Source organism: Savagea serpentis, from assembly GCF_015351395.1.
GTDB classification, from domain to species: Bacteria; Bacillota; Bacilli; order Bacillales_A; family Planococcaceae; genus Savagea; species Savagea serpentis.
Map to the genome: position 1 here is coordinate 878,433 of NZ_JADKPV010000001.1, position 18,397 is coordinate 896,829.

Below are 18,397 nucleotides of genomic sequence, written 5' to 3' on the forward strand. Positions count from 1 at the left end.
AGATTATTATATCTTCTCTTGGTAATTTTTAAGAATGGTATTATTAAGGGTAACGTTTTGTAACGTACGATTTCATAACGTTACAAAACATAACGATACGGAATTTTGTTACGATTTGCTATGTTACAAAACGTAACGATACGGGCGTAATGATAAATTTCGTAACGCACCATTTCGTAACGTTACAAAACGTATCGATACGCTTCGTATCATTGTTTTATTTGAAAAATAAATTCCTTCTCTTTCATTCACATACGATTACTATAAAACTTTTAGCTTTCCCATTTTCCAGTGAGTGCGTCGCAGCGTTCGAGCGGTTGTTTCGTCGAGTGATCGACGATGTCATACACTAACACATACGCTCCTTCTACTCGTTCCCATCGTTTTGTAACGCTCATGCGATTCACATAGTCAGCCCGTACTTCCTTTTCACTCCACACTTCTGCCTCCGTTAACTGTTGCGCTTCATCTGCTGTAAGTGTAGCACTTGCATAGTACGTCACCGCTCCCGTCACTTCACTCACTTGAACGGAAAGACGCGCCAATTGATCTCCTCTATCATTTATCCAATGAAAGACGTACGGTTCATCTAAAAATTCACGTTCGATTTCGACGAGGTAAGGGACAGCGTGAGGGATGACGACTTGTAGCCAATGGAGCGCTCGCTCGTGACGCTTTTCTTCCGTCCACGTCTTTTCTCCCTTTTCTTGTCGAAAAGAAAAAGCACCGTTCGGCAAATTCGTTTCTTCATCAATGGTCACTTTCACCGTCTCCGCACTTTGAATTTGAAAATACGTCTCAAACGACATCGGATCTTTCGGTCGTTCTCGCGGCGTACCGTAGACGATTCCTTTCGGTTCTTCTCGTGTGCGCAATATGCAGGCTTTGTCGACACCGAGCATTTGTTGCCAGCTGAGCGGCGTTTTCTTCGGCCAAACGATGGACATTTCTCGACTTGAAGGCTCGTCTTCCATGTCCCAATTGTAGAGAAGAGTCGGTGTTGCGACATCTGCTCGATACGTTTCATTACGCGCTACATACACCCATCTTCCTTCATCAATCACTTTTTCAAAAGTGACGTGACGGGCAGCATGTTCGAGTATGGCAGACGGTTGGACGATGTCTTTCACTTCTGGAATTGTTACTTCACCATAATGATAGCACCCCGAAACTTGTCCATCCATTGTTATTTTGACATAGCAACCACTATACGGAAGTGGGAGTCCGCCCGCTTCTTGCTCGTAGTAAAACGTCACACTTTCTTTTCGCGCAACGAATCGCTCCGCTCGGTATTGTGAAAAGACAGGACCGATATGGGCAACGAGCCACTGTTCAGCGATGCGGCGCAATGGTTCAAGCGACTGATGTTCACCCGTCACTTCCACTTCTCGGTCATAGCTTTGGAGTCGCCCTTCTTTCGTCAATGTCAGCATGACGTCTTCTTCCCAACCGATGACATACGTTCCTTCTTCCTCATCGTAATCGATAATGGTTGGAGGTGTTGCGACTCCTGCGATCTCTTTCGCTCGTTCGTATTGTCGTTGTAGCCTGTTCTCTTCTGTCATTTCAATTCCTCCTCGTTGACGTTCGTAAACACGACGAAACGCTCGACGTGCGCGGTGTAATTTCGTCTTTATCGCACTTTCGGACAACTCCCAATGCTCGGCAATTTCTCTTATGGAATAACCTGAAAAATAATACGTCTGTAATAGGCGGGCTTCACTCTCTCGCAGTTCTTTCAATAGGACGAGCACTTCTTCACGTTCGTTTTCATGCTGGATGCTAGCGATCACACTTTCTTCTAAAGGTATTGTCTCTAGCTCTTTTTGGACGTGCCGATACGCTAGTCGAATCGCAATCGTCATGACCCACGTTTCAAAATAGCGGGCTTCTTTCAATTGCTCGAGCTTTTGATAACTCGTAAAAAGCGCCTCTTGCACGACATCTTCTGCCATTTCCCAGTCTTTCGTAATCGTCAATACTTTGTATAGTAGACGCGGGCGAAGCGGTGTGACGAGTTGTGAAAAAGCAGCTTCGTCTCCTTTCTTTGCTCGCTGAATCCATCGTTCCATTCTATCCCTCCTCCCTTATTAGAGACTTCTTTTTTTGAAAAGGTTACAATTCACTATCAAATAATCATTTGCTTATTCATTATTTTTAAATTATCATGTTTTATAGCGATTTATTTTAAAATCAAATCAATTATTACGCATATGAAAGGAATAAACCGATGACATTTTTAGAAACAGAACATGTTTTGAAAGCGCTCGGAGAAGAAACGCGCTTACGTATCGTCTCTTATTTAGTCCACGACGCTTTTTGTATTTGTGAACTCGTCGCCTTACTCGACATGAGCCAGCCTTCTATTAGTCAACATATGAAACGGCTGAAAGAAGCGTCCATCGTAACCGAAGAACGACGAGGAAAATGGGTGTATTATTCATTACGACACACACACCCGCTCTATCCGCTCATTCTTCACATTATCCAAACATTACCTTCCATCGCAAACACGCTCGAACCGCTCACTGCGGAAAAGCGCCGTTTGTTGTGCGAATGAAGAAAGAAGGCTCGCTATGTTCATTGCATCACTCATTTTTATCATGACATTACTATTTGTCATTTGGCAGCCGAGAGGGTTATCGATCGGGTGGTCCGCCACAATCGGTGCGCTCGTCGCCCTCGCATTCGGGGTCGTCGATTGGGCAGATGTTTGGTTCGTCACGGACATCGTTTGGAATGCGACATTCGCTTTCGTCGGCATCATTTTAATTTCGCTTTTATTAGATGAGATTGGCATGTTTGAATGGTCGGCGCTTCACATGGCGCGTTTAGCACGGGGACACGGACTGTTACTCTTTTTACTTTTGATGGGACTCGGTGCGATTGTAGCGGCTCTTTTTGCCAATGATGGGGCTGCTCTTATTTTAACACCGATCGTCTTATCGATGATGCGCCATTTGCAGTTGAAAGAGGCAGCCATTTTTCCCTTTATTATGGCGAGTGGCTTTATTGCGGATACGACTTCTCTCCCGTTCGTCATTAGTAACTTAGTGAACATCGTGTCTGCGGACTTTTTCGGAATCGGATTTGTCGAATATGCGATTCGCATGATTATTCCGAACTTCTTTTCACTGCTCGCTACGATGCTCGTTTTAACATTATACTTTTGGAAACAGTTGCCGAAACAGTACGACGTCGCGTCTTTACGCGAGCCACGAGAAGCGATTCGAGATGAACGACTATTTCGTTTTTCTTGGTGGATCATCGGCGTATTACTTATCGGTTACGTCGTGAGTGAACCGCTCCACATTCCGGTCTCCTTCATCGTTGGCGCGGCGACGATTGTATTTTTACTCGTCGCGAAACAGAGCGACGTCGTCCATACACGCCGTGTCGTTAAAGAAGCTCCTTGGGCGATCGTCGTTTTCTCGGTCGGTATGTATATCGTCGTCTACGGCTTCGGGAAATCTGGATTTACTGAACAAGTCGCAAGCATGATGCAATCTCTCACAGAAGGCGGTTTGTTTACAGCGACGATCGGAGGCGGATTTTTAGCAGCGATTTCATCTTCGATTATGAACAATTTACCGAGTGTCATGATTCACGCGCTCGCCATTGAGGAAAGCGGCACGACTGGTGTGATGAAAGAAGCGCTCATTTATGCGAACGTCATCGGTTCCGACCTCGGTCCGAAATTTACACCGATCGGCTCTCTCGCGACACTCGTCTGGCTTCACGTCTTGAAATTACACGGCGTCCGCCTCTCATGGCTCACATACATGAAAGTTGGCTTACTATTAACGATTCCGATTTTATTCATCACTTTATGTGGACTATATTTAACATTTATCATGTTTTAACGTATCGCGCTTCCATTTTCATCGAGAATGGAAGCTTTTTGATTCTTCCACTTTCCCATGAAAAAATTGCACATTCACTATTGCGAGACGATTTTACTATCCTGTATGATAAAAGGAAAAATGTAAAGTGGAGGGATTGTTTTGTTTCATTTTTTAAAAGGTGATATTGTCGTATCTCAAAAGATGTTTTCAAAATATAAGACGATTCAAGAAGCGCTTGATGCATCTCCTGTTGGAGCAACGATTTATATTGAAGAAGGCGTGTATCACGAAGCACTCACGCTCACAAAAGATGTACGGCTGGTCGGACGAGGAGCCGTCACGATTACGACAGATAGCGGTTCTACGATCAGCATCAAAAGTGGACATATTCAACTAGAAGAATTATTTATCCACCATACGGATTCCTCTCAAAACTTCGATGCTGTCGTCATTTATACACCCGAGCACCATCATTTATCCGTTCATATGAAACACGTCACGATTCAGTCCGTCTATCATAGTGGCCTTTATTGCAATCACGGAGAATACGAAGTCCACTTAGAACAGTGCCTCATTGAACAATGTCGCCATAACGGAGTCGGTATCGGGAATGGAGCAAACCCTACATTTCATCAATGCGTCATCCGTGCAAATCAATCGATTGGCGTGTTTGTTTTTAATGGAGGAAAAGGGACCTTTACAAATTGTACTATTGAACAAAGCACGTATAATGTGCTCATTGAGACAAAAGCGAATCCTCAGTTTCATCACTGTCTTTTACAAGAAGCCTCCCAACATAACGCCCTCATACGATCAGAAGGGAGAGGCTACTTCAAAGAATGCCAATTGACGACAAGCCAAAATTCAAACGTCATCAGTATTACAGGCGGACACCCTCTTCTCGAACAAACGACGATTTCACATTCTGCCGCAAACGGTGTGTGGGTAACGGACGAAGCGCAAGCGGAACTTCAAGATTGTCACGTCCATCATAATGCTTTCGCCCAAATTGCAACAGGTGGTCAAAACTCCTTTATCACATTATCGCGTTGTCACATTTACGAAGGACAAGCGGAAGGAATCTACGTTCATACAGAGGCACAACTTGAAGGGATCGATAGCTTCATTTATCAACATCCCCACTCTAACGTCTTTGTAGACGAAGACGCCACTCTTCTCTTGGAGCGTTGCGAAGTTTATGAAAGTGAAATCCACGGTATTTTTAGCAATAACCGATCTAAAGGAACGATTCGAAATAGCAAGTTTTACAACAATATTTCTCCGAATATTGCGTTGAGTGGGCAAAGTGATTTTCATTTCGAAAGGTGTACATTCACGAATGAACATCAACTCGCTTTTTGGGTGCGCGAACAAGCGAAAGCGTCTTTAACAAATTGTACTTTTTCAGCTCAATCAGACGATCTTCAAATTTTCGCAGAAGATGAAGCGACGGTTACGATTGAAGCCTGTGACATACAAGGGAATGGCGAATACATAATAGAAGCAATCAAACAAAGCGTTGTTCATTATGACGAGGGGACGACTTTTAGCGGCTATGAAATAGACAGCGTTTATGTAGATGAAACGAGCGAACTCTTCCGTCCGACAGTCGCGTCCCAAGAACAAATAAAACCGACCCTTTCTTTACATGACTTTATCGGACTCAAATCTTTAAAAGAACAAGTGCAACAATTTATTCATACCGTCCAATTTCATCAAATGCGTCAAAGAAATGGATTCGAAACGACACCGCTCGTCTTGCACTCTCTCTTTTTAGGTAACCCAGGAACAGGGAAAACGAGTATCGCACGTGTCATCGCCCAAACCTTACATGAACATGGCGTCCTCCCTTCAACGAAATTAATTGAAGTGTCTCGCCAAGACCTAGTCGGTGAATTTATCGGCCAAACCGCTTTAAAAACGGAAGAAGTTCTCCGACGGGCAAAAGGCGGCATTTTATTCATTGACGAAGCGTACACACTGTACTCAACTCAAGGGAATGATTTCGGTAAAGAAGCGATCGAAACGATTTTAAAATTTATGGAGGACCACCGCGATGACTTCATGATTATTTTTGCAGGGTATGAACAAGATATGCAACAATTTTTATCAGTCAATGCTGGACTGCGTTCACGCATTCCGAATACGTTTTATTTCGACGACTATACACCGGAAGAAATCGTTCAAATCGGCCTTCTCGATTTAACGAGGCAAGCATACACTGTAGACACTGCTACTTACGCACATGTCGTACAAACAGAATATGCACGAAGTATCGATAAAAGTAATGCGCGATGGGTACGCAATTTTAATCAGACACTCATCATGACGATGGCCAATCGCGTCATCGAGACGAATGACGCAGATGTTCAAACGATCACGCGTGAAGACCTTTATACGATGACGAAACAACATCTGGATGACCCTCAAATAAAAATTGAAGAAATTACATCTTCTTTACATGCGTTAATAGGCTTACAAAATGTGAAACAATTTGTCGATACACTTCGAAAAGAAGCTCAAATTAACACACAACTGCATGCTCAAGGAATGGTATTCGAAACAGGGACCTATCATATGTCATTTATCGGAAATCCAGGGACAGGAAAAACAACTGTCGCTCACCTCATCGCCTCTCTGTTCCACGCGATCGGGATTTTACCAACTCGCCAAGTCATTTCCGTCAATCGGTCAGATCTCGTCGGCTCTCATGTCGGTCATACCGAACAACAAACGGAAGCGATTATTCAACGAGCGATGGGTGGTGTTTTATTTATCGACGAAGCGTATCAACTCGCTCAAGGAGGCGAGCACGATTTCGGAAGACAAGCGATTGAAACATTATTGACAGCACTCGAAAACTATCGGGATCAATGGATTGTTATTTTTGCAGGCTATACGAAAGAGATGCATGACTTTTTCGATACGAATCCTGGTCTTCGCTCTCGCGTCCCTTATGAAATCGAGTTTCCAGATTATACACCAGAAGACGTGGCAAGCATCGTCATTCAACAACTTCAGTCTCAATGGACATTTGATGAAACGATCATGCGGGAGGCTGTCGAGACATATTACGCTACTTTACCTACTTCCTTGCGAGCGAATGGACGTACCGCTCGAAATATGAGTGAAAATATTATTCGACAACATAAAGTATGGCTCGTGGATACAAAGGTGACACCAGATCAGTTCCACATCATTCATCCTACTGTCATTCGACAAGCGACGGAGCATCGATCATAAACGTTTCTCACCGTAACGCATGAAATATAAAGTTAAAATTTTGTTTCATGCGTTTTTAGTTTTCAACGTTTTCATCATGTTCTTCCTAGATTTGAAATTTTTATATCGTTTAAAACCTATGCGATTCGCATCCTGCTCTTCCACATGTGATAAGTAAGATGAAGGAGGGACTATATTGTATTTTCCATCAAAAAAAAGCATTTTATTAGGCTTGATTATTTGGGGAGCGAATGCCTCACTCCTTTGGGACGTAATCATTCATCCAAGCATCACAGGGTATGTCGTCATCATTACCTTCATTCCGTTTATCAGTTTTCTATGGTTCAAAACAGGTTATGAAATAATAGAACAACACCTCGTCATTCGGTCGGGTCCATTTAAAAGTACGATTCCGATCGCTGACATCAAAAAATTAACGCCGTCGAAAACACTTTTGGCAGGTCCTGCGCTATCGCTAGATCGCATTGAAATTGCGTACGGGTTGTACGATATCGCCATCGTATCACCGAAAGATAAAGCAGGCTTCGCCGAAGCGTTACGACGTCATAATGAAACGATTGAATCCCCCTTTCCCTTCTCCCCAATGCAAATACGAAACCTTAAATGACCGCATACAAAAAGCATCCAACTCTTACTTCACGTCCTTTAGAAAAGACTTGGAGTAAGAGTGGATGCTTTTATTCAAATGATTCGTCTGAACTATCAGATTGGGCTTGAAATTGTTTCAACATCTCGCGCACTTCATCCGTGTTGGACGTGCTCATGAGAGCGTGACGTAAGCCGCCTGCTCCGCGGAACCCTTTAACGTAAATTTTGAAAAAGCGGTGGAGTGCTTTAAAAGGACGTGGTTCGAGTTCTGCCGAGTAACGGTCGTGCAAGTCGAGATGCAAATGTAATAATTGCAGTAACTCCTCACTCGTATGCTCTTTTTTCTCTTTTTCGAACGCAAATGGGTTTTTAAAAATACCACGGCCGATCATGACACCGTCCACACCATATTTTTCGACGAGTTCCATCCCCATCGCACGGTCTTCGATGTCGCCATTGATTGTCAGTAACGTATCTGGCGCAATTTCATCTCGGAGCGCTTTAATTTCTGGGATGAGTTCCCAATGTGCAGCCACTTGACTCATCTCTTTTCGAGTCCGTAAATGAATCGATAAATTAGCGATATTTTGACGTAAGACGTGGGTCAACCACGGTTTCCACTCCTCGACGTCTGTATAGCCGAGACGCGTTTTCACACTGACAGGTAAGCCGCCTGCTTTCGCTGCTTGAATAATTTCCGCTGCCACATCTGGGCGCAAAATGAGGCCGCTCCCTTTACCGTTACCAGCGACGTTCGGAACCGGACATCCCATATTAATATCGATGCCACGGAATCCTTGCTTCGCCATCCCGATACTCATCTCTCGAAAGTATTGTGGCTTATCTCCCCAAATGTGCGCGACAATCGGCTGTTCGTCTTCTGTGAACGTCAAACGTCCTCGTACACTCGCATTGCCATCTGGATGACAGTAACTTTCTGAATTCGCAAACTCTGTAAAAAAAACGTCTGGGCGAGCCGCTTCACTTACGACATGACGAAAGACGACATCGGTCACATCTTCCATCGGCGCTAAAATAAAAAAAGGACGCGGCAATTCGTCCCAAAACGATGTACCTTGATTCACTGATTTCCCTCCATCTCTTCTGTAAAAAACTTCCCCAAATTGGGGAAGCATCGATTAACGAATTAACTGTTTGACGACAGAAGCAATCGTTTTTCCGTCCGCTTTCCCTGCGAGGAGTGGGCGCGCAATTTTCATCGCATCTCCCATGTTCATCCCGCTCGTCACACCTGCTTCTGCTAGTGCTTCTTTCACTTCTTCTTCCGATAACTGCTCAGGTAAAAATTGCTCTAACAAGCGAAGTTTCGCTTCTTCTTGCTCGATTAAATCATCGCGCCCTGCTTGTTTCGCACCGTCGAGCGATTGGTTCACTTGTTTCATTTCGCGATTGATGATGGCGATTTCTTCCGCTTCTGTGAGCGCTTCACCTTTTTCTTTTTCAGCGAGGTCCAAATTTGACTTCACGATCGTTAACACACTTTTCGTCAACTGATCTTTGTCACGCATCGCTTGTTTAATCATTTCAAATACTTTTGTTTTTAACATATCGTTCATCCTTTCGCATTCTTCTTTATTTTAAAACGAAAGAGCAAATAGCGCAAAGCATATTGCTTCATTTTCACAAAAAAACTCTCCTGCGAAGAGGAGAGAATATTATTCATTCATTTGTTGGAGCTGGGTTAACATTTTACGTTGGATCGTTTCATAAGCGAGTCGTTCTTGTTCTGTTAATCCTTCAAATAACTGTTCACGTAAAGCAACCCCGATTTGTTGCGCTTCTTCTAGTATGTGGCGCCCGTGAGCTGTCAATGTGAGTTTAACGATGCGCTTATCTTCAGCACTCGAAATTCGTTCAATCGCTCCGAGTGTAACGAGCTTTGAAGCGATATGGGTAATCGCCGCTTTCGTATACCCGTATTGAGCAGCGAGGACACTCGATTTTTCAGGGCCGTTGCGAAGCGCCGCTAAAACGAGCGCTTCCGAAACCCCAAGGTCATACGGCATCGCTTTCGTCCACTGAACGGTCATCTCGCTCGACACTTGTTCCGTTAAGCGGATGAGATTGAGTATGGATGTCATCGTAACTGAATCGCTCCTCCGTCAACCATTAACGTTTGTCCTGTCATGTAGCTCGCATCATCGCTCGCTAAAAACACCGCAACGCGTCCGATATCTTCTTCCAATTCTCCTAAACGGCGGAGCGGAATTTTTTCGACCATCGTCGCATACGCTTCGGGTTGCGCTTCTTTCCACTGTTGAACACCCGGTGAGTTGGCGATGGGAGAGATGAGGTTACAATTAATATTGTCCACACCCCATTCGTTCGCAGCGACACGTGTAATGCCTCGAATCGCTTCTTTTGCAGCTGCATAGGCCGCTTGATGAATATTGCCTGCAATACCCGCTCCACTTGCGAAGTTAATGACTGTTCCTTCTGTCTTTTTCAAATGAGGATACGCCGCTTGCATAAGTAAAAAAGTCGGGTAAAATCCTGTGCCGAACGATAAATTCAAGTCATCTTCTGTCGTTTCCATGAACGAATGTTGACGGGAAGCGTGCGCATTGTTCACGAGCACGTTCAATTGCCCGAATCGTTCGATCGTTTGATCAATTAATCGAGGCAATGAAGCTCGGTCCATTAAATCCGCTTCGATAAATAAGGCTTCTGTTATTTCTTGTAATTCCGCTTCCGTCGCTTTTCCTGTTTCCGCATTCACATCGACGATGACGAGTTTCGCTCCTTCTTTCGCCATCGCAAGCGCCATACCGCGTCCGATGCCTCCTGCTCCTCCTGTAATGAGTACTACTTTTCCTTGTAAACGCATGTTCATCATCCTTTTCAAATAGTTTAACACTTAACTATTAATAGTTTAGCATTAAACTATTAACCTTGCACGTTTTTTGACAGACTGTCGAAAAATGTACATACTCTTCTGCCATGTTTCTTCTTTCATCCATTCGAACAAAAATAACGTCCACCGAAGCGAACGTTATCTTTTTACGTATTAAAATAATCCGAGTGTAAAAGCGACACCGAGGAGGACGAGGGTCACACCCCATAGCCAGAAAAATGAATATTTAATATGTTTCCCAAGTTCGGCTCCTGCAAGCCCGAGCCCCATCCACAATGCCGGTGAAAATGGGCTGATAAACGTTCCGACAATATTTCCGACAATCATCGCATAAGCAGTCGACTGCGGTGCTGTTCCAAATGTCGAGGCGATTTGTTCGACGACCGGGAGTAAACCGTAATAATACGCATCCGTATTTAATAACAATTCAAACGGCATTCCTAACAAACCGATAATGATATGAATTTGTGATGAAACGGCGCTCGGTAAAATACTGACCATATCTTCCGCAATCGACGTCAACATACCCGTTCCATTTAAAATTCCTAAAAATGTTCCTGCCGCTAAAATGATCGATGCCATCGTCAAGGCGTTCGGCGCATGACGTTGAATCGTTTCTCCTTGCAATTTCGCTGAGCGGAAGTTCATGAGCAATGCGATCGCTGTCCCGGACATAAAGGCTAAACCTGCTGGTAAAATGTTCGCAACGAGCACACCGATGACAAGAACCGTCAACAATAAATTCCATACGTACATACGACGCTTCTGTTCTGTTGCCACAACTTCCACTTGTTCGGAAGCGCTTTCTACTTCTTCCCCTAAAAACGAATCGACTTTCGTCGCAATCGCTTGTTCTAAACTTCCGTATTGTTTAATAATACGGCGCTGTTCACGTTTCCCTAAATAAAAGGCTAAAGCTGCCATCACGAGCATCCCAATGATTTGAATCGGAATGAGTGGCTTCCAAAGTTCGGTGACGTCCATTTCTAAAACTGTCGCCGCTCGCCCTAAAGGTCCTGCCCATGGAAGCATATTCATAATTCCCGCACTTCCTGCGATGAGTAACAATAATAAATACGGACTCATTTTCATTTGACGATACAAAGGTAAAAGTGCTGGAATCGTAATTAAAAATGTCGAAGCGCCTGAACCGTCTAATTGTGCAATCATCGCGATAAAGACCGTCCCGACGCTAATGAGTACGACGTTCCCGTGGGTCGCTTTCACAATTTTATCGATGATCGGATCGAATAACCCGACATCTTGCATAATTCCAAAGAAAATGATGGCGAAAATAAACATGATCGCCACGTTTAATACGGAACTCATTCCCGCTGAGAAAAATTCACCGATATCTGAAAATGTAAATCCAGCGATTAGCGCTGCGATAATCGGTACTAAAACGAGTGGAATAATTGGTGTCGTCTTTCCTCGTATTAAAATCGTCACGATGACGACAATTGCTAAAAATCCAATCCAACTTAACATATGTTTCACTCCTTCAAATATATTGATACCGCTTTCATCAATGTTTTTAATTTATCAGAAAATGAAGGAGTGTTTTTATTTTTTTCTTATTTCCCTTTTTGTTCTTTTTGTTCACGCATAACATATACTCTCCGTGGCCGTCCGATGGATTGATAGTCTAAGTCGACCGCGAGTCGTTCTTCCTCTACTAAATATTCTAAATATCGTCTCCCTGTCGAGCGACTTAAATCGACACTCGCTGCGACTTCCGATGCTGTTTGTGGTATCTTTTGCATCTCGATATTTTTTAAAATAATGGCGAGCGTCTCTTCTTGAATGCCTTTCGGTAAAGAGGCTGCTTCTCTCGTTGACTGCACATTGAAATGAAAAATTTCGTCGATGAATGATTGCGTCCATTGTTGTTTGTGCTTCACTTTCGCCTTCCATTCGACAAACCACTGAAAGCTTTCTTTCAAGCGCTCTTCCGAAACAGGCTTCGTCATGTAATCGAGCACGCCCCAACGTTTCGCTTCTAAAATCGACGCTTGATCATTCGCTGCTGTAATGACGATAATATCCGTTTCAGGATGTGTTTCGCGCAACTGCTGAATCATATGGAAGCCGTGTGTATGCGGTAAAAATAAATCGAGCAACAATAAATCATACGTGCGCTCCGATCGTTGCACATGGTGTAAAAATGCCTCCACTTGGTAAAATACTTCACACGTCGCGTGAGGAATGTAACGTTTGACATACGCTTCATGAATCATCGCGACGCGGTAATCATCATCTAAAATGAGTACGTTCATACTTTCTCCCCTTTCGGAATCGTAATTGTCACAATCGTCTCCCCTTGGAAACGTTCCGTCGTCAACTCACCTTCGCATGAAGCGAGCATCGTCAAGACCGCTGGAATGCCGTAACCATGATGATCCCCTTTTTCAGATACTCCTTCTTGCGTCACGTCAAGTTCATCTGGAAAACCGAATCCCGAATCGATGAGTTCGATATACCATTCTTCTTCCGTTTCTTTCATGTAACACGTGACATACGCTTCTTCACTTTCACTCGCTGCCTCAATCGCATTGTCGAGCGTATTCCCTACTATCGTAATCATCTTCGGGACGAGCCATTGTGGAAGCGGAGCTAAATGACTCGTTTCGTCAATTTGCACATCGACTTTCCATTCTTTCGCATATTCTAATTTTCCTAATAATAAACTTTGAATGTACGGATCTTGGATATGGGATTCAACCGTGCGTTGTTCCGTTACACTATTTTCAAACAATGTTTGAATGTAGCGTTCCGCTTCTTCCCATTTTTGCAATTGCATTAAACCGAGCAATGTGTGCAAACGATTTTTAAATTCATGTGTTTGCGCGCGCAATAAATGTGTGTACGCTTGTAATTGTTGCATTTCGAGCGTCAGTAATTCAAGGTCTGTCTTTTTACGTAATGTGACGACATACCCTGCCACGCGCTCCCCTTCTTTCATATACCGCTCATTGACGATAAAGTTGACATCGCCATATGTTACAATTTCATCTTTTCGCTTCTCTTGATTTTTTCGTAAAAACGTCTCCGGTTGACGAACGCCCGCTTCTTCGCAAAGTCTTTTCGCGGAATCATTCATGAACGTATACTGTCCATCAGCATCATAAGCGATAATTCCTTCCCGTGTCGAGCGCATAATGGCATCGCGCTCCATCAACTGACGACTAATTTCTTTCGGTTCTAAATTGAGCAATAGTCGCTTAATATGGTGTGAAAGCAAATACGACACGATGCTTCCGATCACAAATAAAATCGCAATCATACCCCATAAAACGAGACGTTGCTTCCCGATGACACTTTCAAAAGAATCGACTAAAAAGCCGACTGAAATGACGCCGATAATATCGCCTGAATCGTTATGAATCGCTGATTTTCCCCGAATGGCGAATCCGAGCGACCCTTCTTTACGCGAAATGTAAGACTCCCCTAACTCTAACGCGCGTTCATTATCATCGCCAATCATCGGCAATCCGATCCGTTCTTTCAACGGATGGGCATACCGAATTCCTCGCTCATCCCCGATGACGACATAATCCGCTTGTAAAACATGTTCATAGCGACGGGCTAATTCATCTAATTTCGGTTGATCGCGCTCTGTCATCGCTTGAATAATCGCCTGGTCTTCCGAAATGACCGACGCGGCATGCATCGCTTTATTGCCCGCATCTTCTTCCACACTGCGCGTCACGAGCCATTGACTAACACTCCCGATGATGAGTAACGTCAACAACAACAAACCGATAACCGCGGTCATCACTTTTTTCTGTAAAGTCATAGAAACAAATCCCTTTTTTTACATTTGATTAATCTTTTAGTACAATGAGTATATCAAACATTTGAAAGGAGGTAGCAAAATGACACAATGTGCTCATTGCCATCATACCTTTTCGAAAAAAGAAGCCATTCGCCAAAGCTTTACCTTAAAGCCAACCGTTACATGCCCCGTTTGTCATAAAGAAAACGGCATCAGTAAAAAAACGAGACGACGCAATGTCCGAATCTCACTCGGCATCCCATTTCTCTTACTCGTAAACTTATTACTTCAACCGAACCCGCTCTGGCTCGCGCTAGCTGCGGTAGCGATACTTAGCTATGCCTTCTTCATCTTGCCTCAAAAATATGAATTAACGAAAGAAGAAGACCCCCTCTTCTAACGAAAAAAAGCATGGAAGCGACCGACATCATACGAAAACCCGTCATCAGCAATCGCCCCATGCTTTTTTATTTTCTTTTCTATACATATCAATACTCGCAATTGAAAAGATAAAAGTAACCAAATAGAGGATGTTTGTTATCTCTTTTCACATTCTTGTTCTAGCTGACGCAATATACGATTAACCGTCTCTCTCGTCGCTCCGACGTAGTTCGCGATTTCGGTTTGTGTCAATGTCGTCTGTTCTTCTTGTAAATAGCGAACGATTCGTTCTTTCACGGACAAAATATCCCGCTCCCACAATCGTTCTTCCGTTCTCATTTGCTCACTTGCGAAGCGACGCATCCAATTCATCGCAAATGTCACGTCCGCTTGCAAACAACTTTCCACAACGGGCGCGTCAATGACACAGCATGTTGTCTGTTGTAAGGCGATGACTGTCGTTCTCATTCGTTTCGACTCAAACCACTCTTGGCCAAATACGTCTCCTTGTTGCAAAAGACGAACGAAATGCTCTTTCCCACCCGTTGAATAACGCACCATTTTCAACCGTCCTTCTTTCACGACATAAAAAGATGTCACAACATCGTCCATCTGTAAAACAGACTCCCCCGTCCGATACGTTGTCGTCCTGATCGCTTCGTGAAAACGTGAAGCTACTCGTTCATCCATCTGTTGGAAAAGCGGATATCGACAAAAACAATAGGCCAACCCATTCCCTCCTTCTCTTCATACAAGTGTAACTTGTCTACGCCTCGTCTTCCATCTTTTCAAATGGATATCCACATTTCATTTAAAAAAACAACGGGTTCGGAAAATTCCGTTCCAACGTTGTTTTTGAGTAAAATTAATATTGTAAATGACGGTACGTTTTTTGGTACGCGCCGTGACCGATTAAATAAATGAAGCTCATCAATAGGATGGGGAACAGTTGCGTCGTATTCGTCCACGCCCCATACATAATTGTCAATATAATACTAAGTAACAACAATTGACTCATCACTTGATACGCCTTCATCATCCCTTCATACATGACGAATTTCTCCCCTTCATCCATAAGGGGCAAAACATTCAAATCCTCCGGAATGTCAATGTCTGGATGAGACAACAGAAGTAATTGTTTCATCGCAACACGAATGTAAACGAGCTGAAATAAAAAATAAGCACCGAGTCCAAAAATGAGCCACGTCGGCGTCCATTCGTAATACATCGCGCTCACACCGAATGTAAATAAAGAAGTGATGAGCCCTCCCATTAACCAGTCCGCAATATGACTCGATTGAATCGCAATCCACCGATCTCGCTCGTCTTCTTCCACTTGCATCCCTTTTGTGGCTACCGCCTTTTTCAAACGTTGTAAGCGAACAAAGGCAATGCCAAATACAGCTGCTGCCACCGCTACACTTCCTCCGACGAGCCATTCAATTTTGGTGTCAAACGGCAGTTCGATCTCTTGCGCTAATAGGAATACAGCGATAAGAAAACCACCGACACCACCTAATACGAAACTTCTCGTATATTTTTTCATCGTAATTCCTCCTCATCAAACATAAAAATAGACTCTACTGGTTCTTCAAATACGCGTGCTAATTTCATCGCGATTAAAATCGATGGCATATATTCATTGCGTTCAATTAAACTAATCGTTTGTCGAGACATGCCCGCTCGCTTAGCTAACTCTGTCTGATTCCAATCGTGACGAGCCCTCAATTCTTTTACCCGATTCCGCATACGCTCCCTCCTTTTTTAAAATTATATACCTTATTTGTCATTTTGACAATGATAATAGTCATAATGACAAATATAATAAACAAAAGTGATCCGTACAGTCCAAATCAAGACTGTACGGATCACTTTACTCATCGTATTGAATTAAGAAAAACTGCGTATCTTCCACTGCAGTGACAGAATGGGGCGTGTCAGGGTGCATGTGGAAAACGTCATCTTGCGTCAGTGGAAACGTACCCGATTCTCCTTCAAAAATGACGCGACCTTCTCGAACGATAATGAGTACATGGCGCCCTACTTGATGTTTAGCTAACTGCTCTCCTTCTTTCAACTGTACCGTCATCACATGAAGTGGCGGTGATTGAATGATGGCTTGTACTTTTTTCGATTGTTTCGGAATGTGATACTTTTGCATTTGATCCTCTCCTTTTCCCCATACTAGCTTGAAAAAGAAAGCTGCGCTGTGAGCTAAATCACATCGTTACATGAAAAGTACACAAAATAAAAAAGCTACTCTTCTAATAAAGAATAGCTTCCCTCTATTTCGTTAAAACGAAAGAGATCGGCCCTCGGCTTTTTTTCCGTTCAGCGAGCTGACGTTGAAATTCGCCTGAGTAATTTTGTTCGTTTTTCTTTTGAGTCCATAATACATGTAACATCTTCGCTACATCCAATTGTTGGTCTCGATCCGCTGAAGGTAACGCCCGTGAAACAAACTTTTCTGCACTTTCTCTACTGAGGAACGGCTTCGTATTTTGCACTGTTTTTAGTACTTGTAAAGCCAACTCGGCAGTTTGTTGACGATAAGTTGTCGACTCTTGTAGCGACTGTTTCTCTCGTAATAACTCTTGTTCAAGCTGTTTTACCGTGACCATGCAAAACACCCCCTAATGATTTGTCATCATACACGATTTTATTCCATAATAAAAACTCTCGCCTATAAAAGCGAGAGTTTTGCTTATTTTTCAATCGTTGATTCCAACATCCAAATTTCTTTTTCTAATTGCTCGAGATGACCGACTAACGTATCTTCAATTGTATCATCTTCATCTGTAAAGCTTTCGATCGCTGTTTTCATCTCTTTTGAAATGTTGCGGAAATCTGTAATGACATCATCAATCATTTCTTTTGTAGAAAGCGTTGCGTCTCCTTCTTGTACCGTTGCCATTTCTAAGTACTCTTTCATCGTCGCTGCCGGTTTTCCACCATGCATAAGTAGACGTTCCGCTGCCTCGTCGTATAAAACGGCTACTAAATTGTACAGCTCTTCTAATTTTTCATGGTAAGTGAAAAAGTGAGGGCCTGATACGTACCAATGATAATTGTGAAGCTTGACGAAAAGAACTCCGTAGTTTGCGACTTCTTGACCTAAAATGTCTTTTGCTGTTTGACTAGCCAAATGAATCTCCTCCTTGAAATGTTCGTTACTCTTCTTTACCCGCCATCATTTTTTTCAAACAAAAAACTTCCCGAATATTATTCGAGAAGTTCTTTTTTACATTTTCCACATGTCGATATGCGGAATGCCGTCTTCATCATATGGTTCGCCTTTTTGGACAAATCCGAACGAACTGTAAAACTTTTTCAAATGCGCTTGTGCTTGTAAATAGAGCGGTCGCTCAAATTTTTCTGCACGTCGCACCGCTTCTTCCATCAACGTATAGCCGAGTCCTGTTCCGCGCACGCGACTTGCGACGATGACACGTCCGATATGCGTCTCTTCCGGCTTCGGAATAAGTCGACAATACGCGGTAATGCCCGCTTCATCTTCCAACCAAAGATGCCGACTTTCTTCATCTCGTCCGTCCACTTCTAAATACGGACATTGTTGTTCGACGACGAAAATTTCTGTGCGCGCACGCAAAATTTCATACAATTGCTTCGTCGTTAATTCATCAAATGATCGATCATACCAATTCATTTCATCTCTTCTTTCTATTCAAA

General features: G+C 43.3%; 20 protein-coding genes. 5 read left to right on the top strand and 15 right to left on the bottom strand.

Translation table 11 applies throughout. The features are described from left to right. Positions 1–272: 272 nt before the first annotated feature. Entirely contained in the window at positions 273–2,072 is a 1,800-nt protein-coding gene (locus tag IRY55_RS04515; protein WP_194562049.1) for a sigma-70 family RNA polymerase sigma factor, read from the bottom strand. A gap of 158 nt (positions 2,073–2,230) precedes the next feature. Between IRY55_RS04515 and IRY55_RS04520 the strand changes: the two genes are divergently transcribed. The 4 genes from IRY55_RS04520 (at position 2,231) to IRY55_RS04535 (ending at position 7,695) form a co-directional block, all read left to right on the top strand. Next, positions 2,231–2,560, top strand: coding sequence for an ArsR/SmtB family transcription factor (locus IRY55_RS04520; RefSeq protein WP_194562050.1), 330 nt, complete (start codon positions 2,231–2,233; stop codon positions 2,558–2,560). A gap of 16 nt (positions 2,561–2,576) precedes the next feature. Then, positions 2,577–3,863 (top strand): arsenic transporter, encoded by a 1,287-nt coding sequence (locus tag IRY55_RS04525; RefSeq protein WP_194562051.1) that lies wholly within the window; start codon positions 2,577–2,579, stop codon positions 3,861–3,863. Between the two features lie 141 nt (positions 3,864–4,004). Further along, on the top strand, positions 4,005–7,088 hold the full coding sequence (locus IRY55_RS04530) for an AAA family ATPase (protein ID WP_194562052.1): 3,084 nt from the start codon (positions 4,005–4,007) through the stop codon (positions 7,086–7,088). A gap of 175 nt (positions 7,089–7,263) precedes the next feature. Beyond that, positions 7,264–7,695: a PH domain-containing protein gene (locus IRY55_RS04535; RefSeq protein WP_194562053.1), complete on the top strand. Its 432-nt coding sequence runs from the start codon at positions 7,264–7,266 to the stop codon at positions 7,693–7,695. Between the two features lie 70 nt (positions 7,696–7,765). Here the strand turns inward: IRY55_RS04535 and IRY55_RS04540 are convergent, their stop codons facing one another. The 7 genes from IRY55_RS04540 to IRY55_RS04570 form a co-directional block, all read right to left on the bottom strand. Beyond that, on the bottom strand, positions 7,766–8,701 hold the full coding sequence (locus IRY55_RS04540; protein WP_235961059.1) for a tRNA dihydrouridine synthase: 936 nt from the start codon (positions 8,699–8,701) through the stop codon (positions 7,766–7,768). Between the two features lie 114 nt (positions 8,702–8,815). Further along, positions 8,816–9,244, bottom strand: coding sequence for a GatB/YqeY domain-containing protein (locus tag IRY55_RS04545; protein WP_194562055.1), 429 nt, complete (start codon positions 9,242–9,244; stop codon positions 8,816–8,818). A gap of 108 nt (positions 9,245–9,352) precedes the next feature. Beyond that, positions 9,353–9,778, bottom strand: a complete 426-nt coding sequence (locus IRY55_RS04550) for a MarR family winged helix-turn-helix transcriptional regulator (protein WP_194562056.1) — start codon at positions 9,776–9,778, stop codon at positions 9,353–9,355. Then, on the bottom strand, positions 9,775–10,524 hold the full coding sequence (locus IRY55_RS04555) for an SDR family NAD(P)-dependent oxidoreductase (RefSeq protein ID WP_194562057.1): 750 nt from the start codon (positions 10,522–10,524) through the stop codon (positions 9,775–9,777). Before IRY55_RS04555 ends, IRY55_RS04550 begins: the two co-directional genes overlap by 4 nt. A gap of 180 nt (positions 10,525–10,704) precedes the next feature. Then, positions 10,705–12,039 (bottom strand): CitMHS family transporter, encoded by a 1,335-nt coding sequence (locus IRY55_RS04560; protein ID WP_194562058.1) that lies wholly within the window; start codon positions 12,037–12,039, stop codon positions 10,705–10,707. Positions 12,040–12,125: 86 nt separating this feature from the next. Then, entirely contained in the window at positions 12,126–12,827 is a 702-nt protein-coding gene (locus IRY55_RS04565; protein WP_194562059.1) for a response regulator, read from the bottom strand. Then, entirely contained in the window at positions 12,824–14,347 is a 1,524-nt protein-coding gene (locus tag IRY55_RS04570) for a Spo0B domain-containing protein (protein WP_194562060.1), read from the bottom strand. Before IRY55_RS04570 ends, IRY55_RS04565 begins: the two co-directional genes overlap by 4 nt. 79 nt (positions 14,348–14,426) lie before the next feature. Here IRY55_RS04570 and IRY55_RS04575 point away from each other — a divergent pair, with 79 nt between their 5' ends. Further along, positions 14,427–14,726: a TIGR04104 family putative zinc finger protein gene (locus IRY55_RS04575; protein WP_194562061.1), complete on the top strand. Its 300-nt coding sequence runs from the start codon at positions 14,427–14,429 to the stop codon at positions 14,724–14,726. Positions 14,727–14,863: 137 nt separating this feature from the next. On the opposite strand, the gene IRY55_RS04580 is transcribed toward IRY55_RS04575, so the two are convergent. From IRY55_RS04580 to IRY55_RS04610, 7 genes are all read right to left on the bottom strand, one after another. Further along, positions 14,864–15,436, bottom strand: a complete 573-nt coding sequence (locus tag IRY55_RS04580) for a Crp/Fnr family transcriptional regulator (protein WP_194562062.1) — start codon at positions 15,434–15,436, stop codon at positions 14,864–14,866. Positions 15,437–15,572: 136 nt separating this feature from the next. After that, a complete protein-coding gene (locus IRY55_RS04585) occupies positions 15,573–16,253 on the bottom strand; it encodes a DUF3169 family protein (RefSeq protein ID WP_194562063.1) in 681 nt (226 codons plus the stop codon). After that, on the bottom strand, positions 16,250–16,456 hold the full coding sequence (locus tag IRY55_RS04590; protein ID WP_194562064.1) for a helix-turn-helix transcriptional regulator: 207 nt from the start codon (positions 16,454–16,456) through the stop codon (positions 16,250–16,252). The genes IRY55_RS04585 and IRY55_RS04590 overlap by 4 nt, the downstream gene beginning before the upstream one ends. A 124-nt stretch (positions 16,457–16,580) precedes the next feature. Further along, positions 16,581–16,868 carry an AraC family ligand binding domain-containing protein gene (locus IRY55_RS04595; protein WP_194562065.1) on the bottom strand — a complete coding sequence of 96 codons (288 nt, stop codon included), beginning with the start codon at positions 16,866–16,868 and terminating at the stop codon, positions 16,581–16,583. Positions 16,869–16,992: 124 nt separating this feature from the next. Further along, complete coding sequence (locus IRY55_RS04600) at positions 16,993–17,328, bottom strand: hypothetical protein (RefSeq protein WP_194562066.1); 336 nt, start codon at positions 17,326–17,328, stop codon at positions 16,993–16,995. 83 nt (positions 17,329–17,411) lie between these two features. Further along, positions 17,412–17,852: a Dps family protein gene (locus IRY55_RS04605; protein WP_194562067.1), complete on the bottom strand. Its 441-nt coding sequence runs from the start codon at positions 17,850–17,852 to the stop codon at positions 17,412–17,414. 96 nt (positions 17,853–17,948) lie between these two features. After that, positions 17,949–18,374, bottom strand: coding sequence for a GNAT family N-acetyltransferase (locus IRY55_RS04610; protein ID WP_194562068.1), 426 nt, complete (start codon positions 18,372–18,374; stop codon positions 17,949–17,951). Positions 18,375–18,397: the final 23 nt, after the last annotated feature.

Bases quoted from the DNA above. Each gene is read 5' to 3' on its own strand.
- IRY55_RS04590 (WP_194562064.1), bottom strand. From the start codon at position 16,456: ATGCGGAATCGGGTAAAAGAATTGAGGGCTCGTCACGATTGGAATCAG.
- IRY55_RS04575 (WP_194562061.1), top strand. From the start codon at position 14,427: ATGACACAATGTGCTCATTGCCATCATACCTTTTCGAAAAAAGAAGCC.
- IRY55_RS04565 (WP_194562059.1), bottom strand. From the start codon at position 12,827: ATGAACGTACTCATTTTAGATGATGATTACCGCGTCGCGATGATTCAT.
- IRY55_RS04550 (WP_194562056.1), bottom strand. From the start codon at position 9,778: ATGACATCCATACTCAATCTCATCCGCTTAACGGAACAAGTGTCGAGC.
- IRY55_RS04610 (WP_194562068.1), bottom strand. From the start codon at position 18,374: ATGAATTGGTATGATCGATCATTTGATGAATTAACGACGAAGCAATTG.
- IRY55_RS04540 (WP_235961059.1), bottom strand. From the start codon at position 8,701: ATGGAAGATGTGACCGATGTCGTCTTTCGTCATGTCGTAAGTGAAGCG.
- IRY55_RS04515 (WP_194562049.1), bottom strand. From the start codon at position 2,072: ATGGAACGATGGATTCAGCGAGCAAAGAAAGGAGACGAAGCTGCTTTT.
- IRY55_RS04570 (WP_194562060.1), bottom strand. From the start codon at position 14,347: ATGACTTTACAGAAAAAAGTGATGACCGCGGTTATCGGTTTGTTGTTG.
- IRY55_RS04555 (WP_194562057.1), bottom strand. From the start codon at position 10,524: ATGCGTTTACAAGGAAAAGTAGTACTCATTACAGGAGGAGCAGGAGGC.
- IRY55_RS04595 (WP_194562065.1), bottom strand. From the start codon at position 16,868: ATGCAAAAGTATCACATTCCGAAACAATCGAAAAAAGTACAAGCCATC.
- IRY55_RS04525 (WP_194562051.1), top strand. From the start codon at position 2,577: ATGTTCATTGCATCACTCATTTTTATCATGACATTACTATTTGTCATT.
- IRY55_RS04520 (WP_194562050.1), top strand. From the start codon at position 2,231: ATGACATTTTTAGAAACAGAACATGTTTTGAAAGCGCTCGGAGAAGAA.
- IRY55_RS04585 (WP_194562063.1), bottom strand. From the start codon at position 16,253: ATGAAAAAATATACGAGAAGTTTCGTATTAGGTGGTGTCGGTGGTTTT.
- IRY55_RS04560 (WP_194562058.1), bottom strand. From the start codon at position 12,039: ATGTTAAGTTGGATTGGATTTTTAGCAATTGTCGTCATCGTGACGATT.
- IRY55_RS04545 (WP_194562055.1), bottom strand. From the start codon at position 9,244: ATGTTAAAAACAAAAGTATTTGAAATGATTAAACAAGCGATGCGTGAC.
- IRY55_RS04600 (WP_194562066.1), bottom strand. From the start codon at position 17,328: ATGGTCACGGTAAAACAGCTTGAACAAGAGTTATTACGAGAGAAACAG.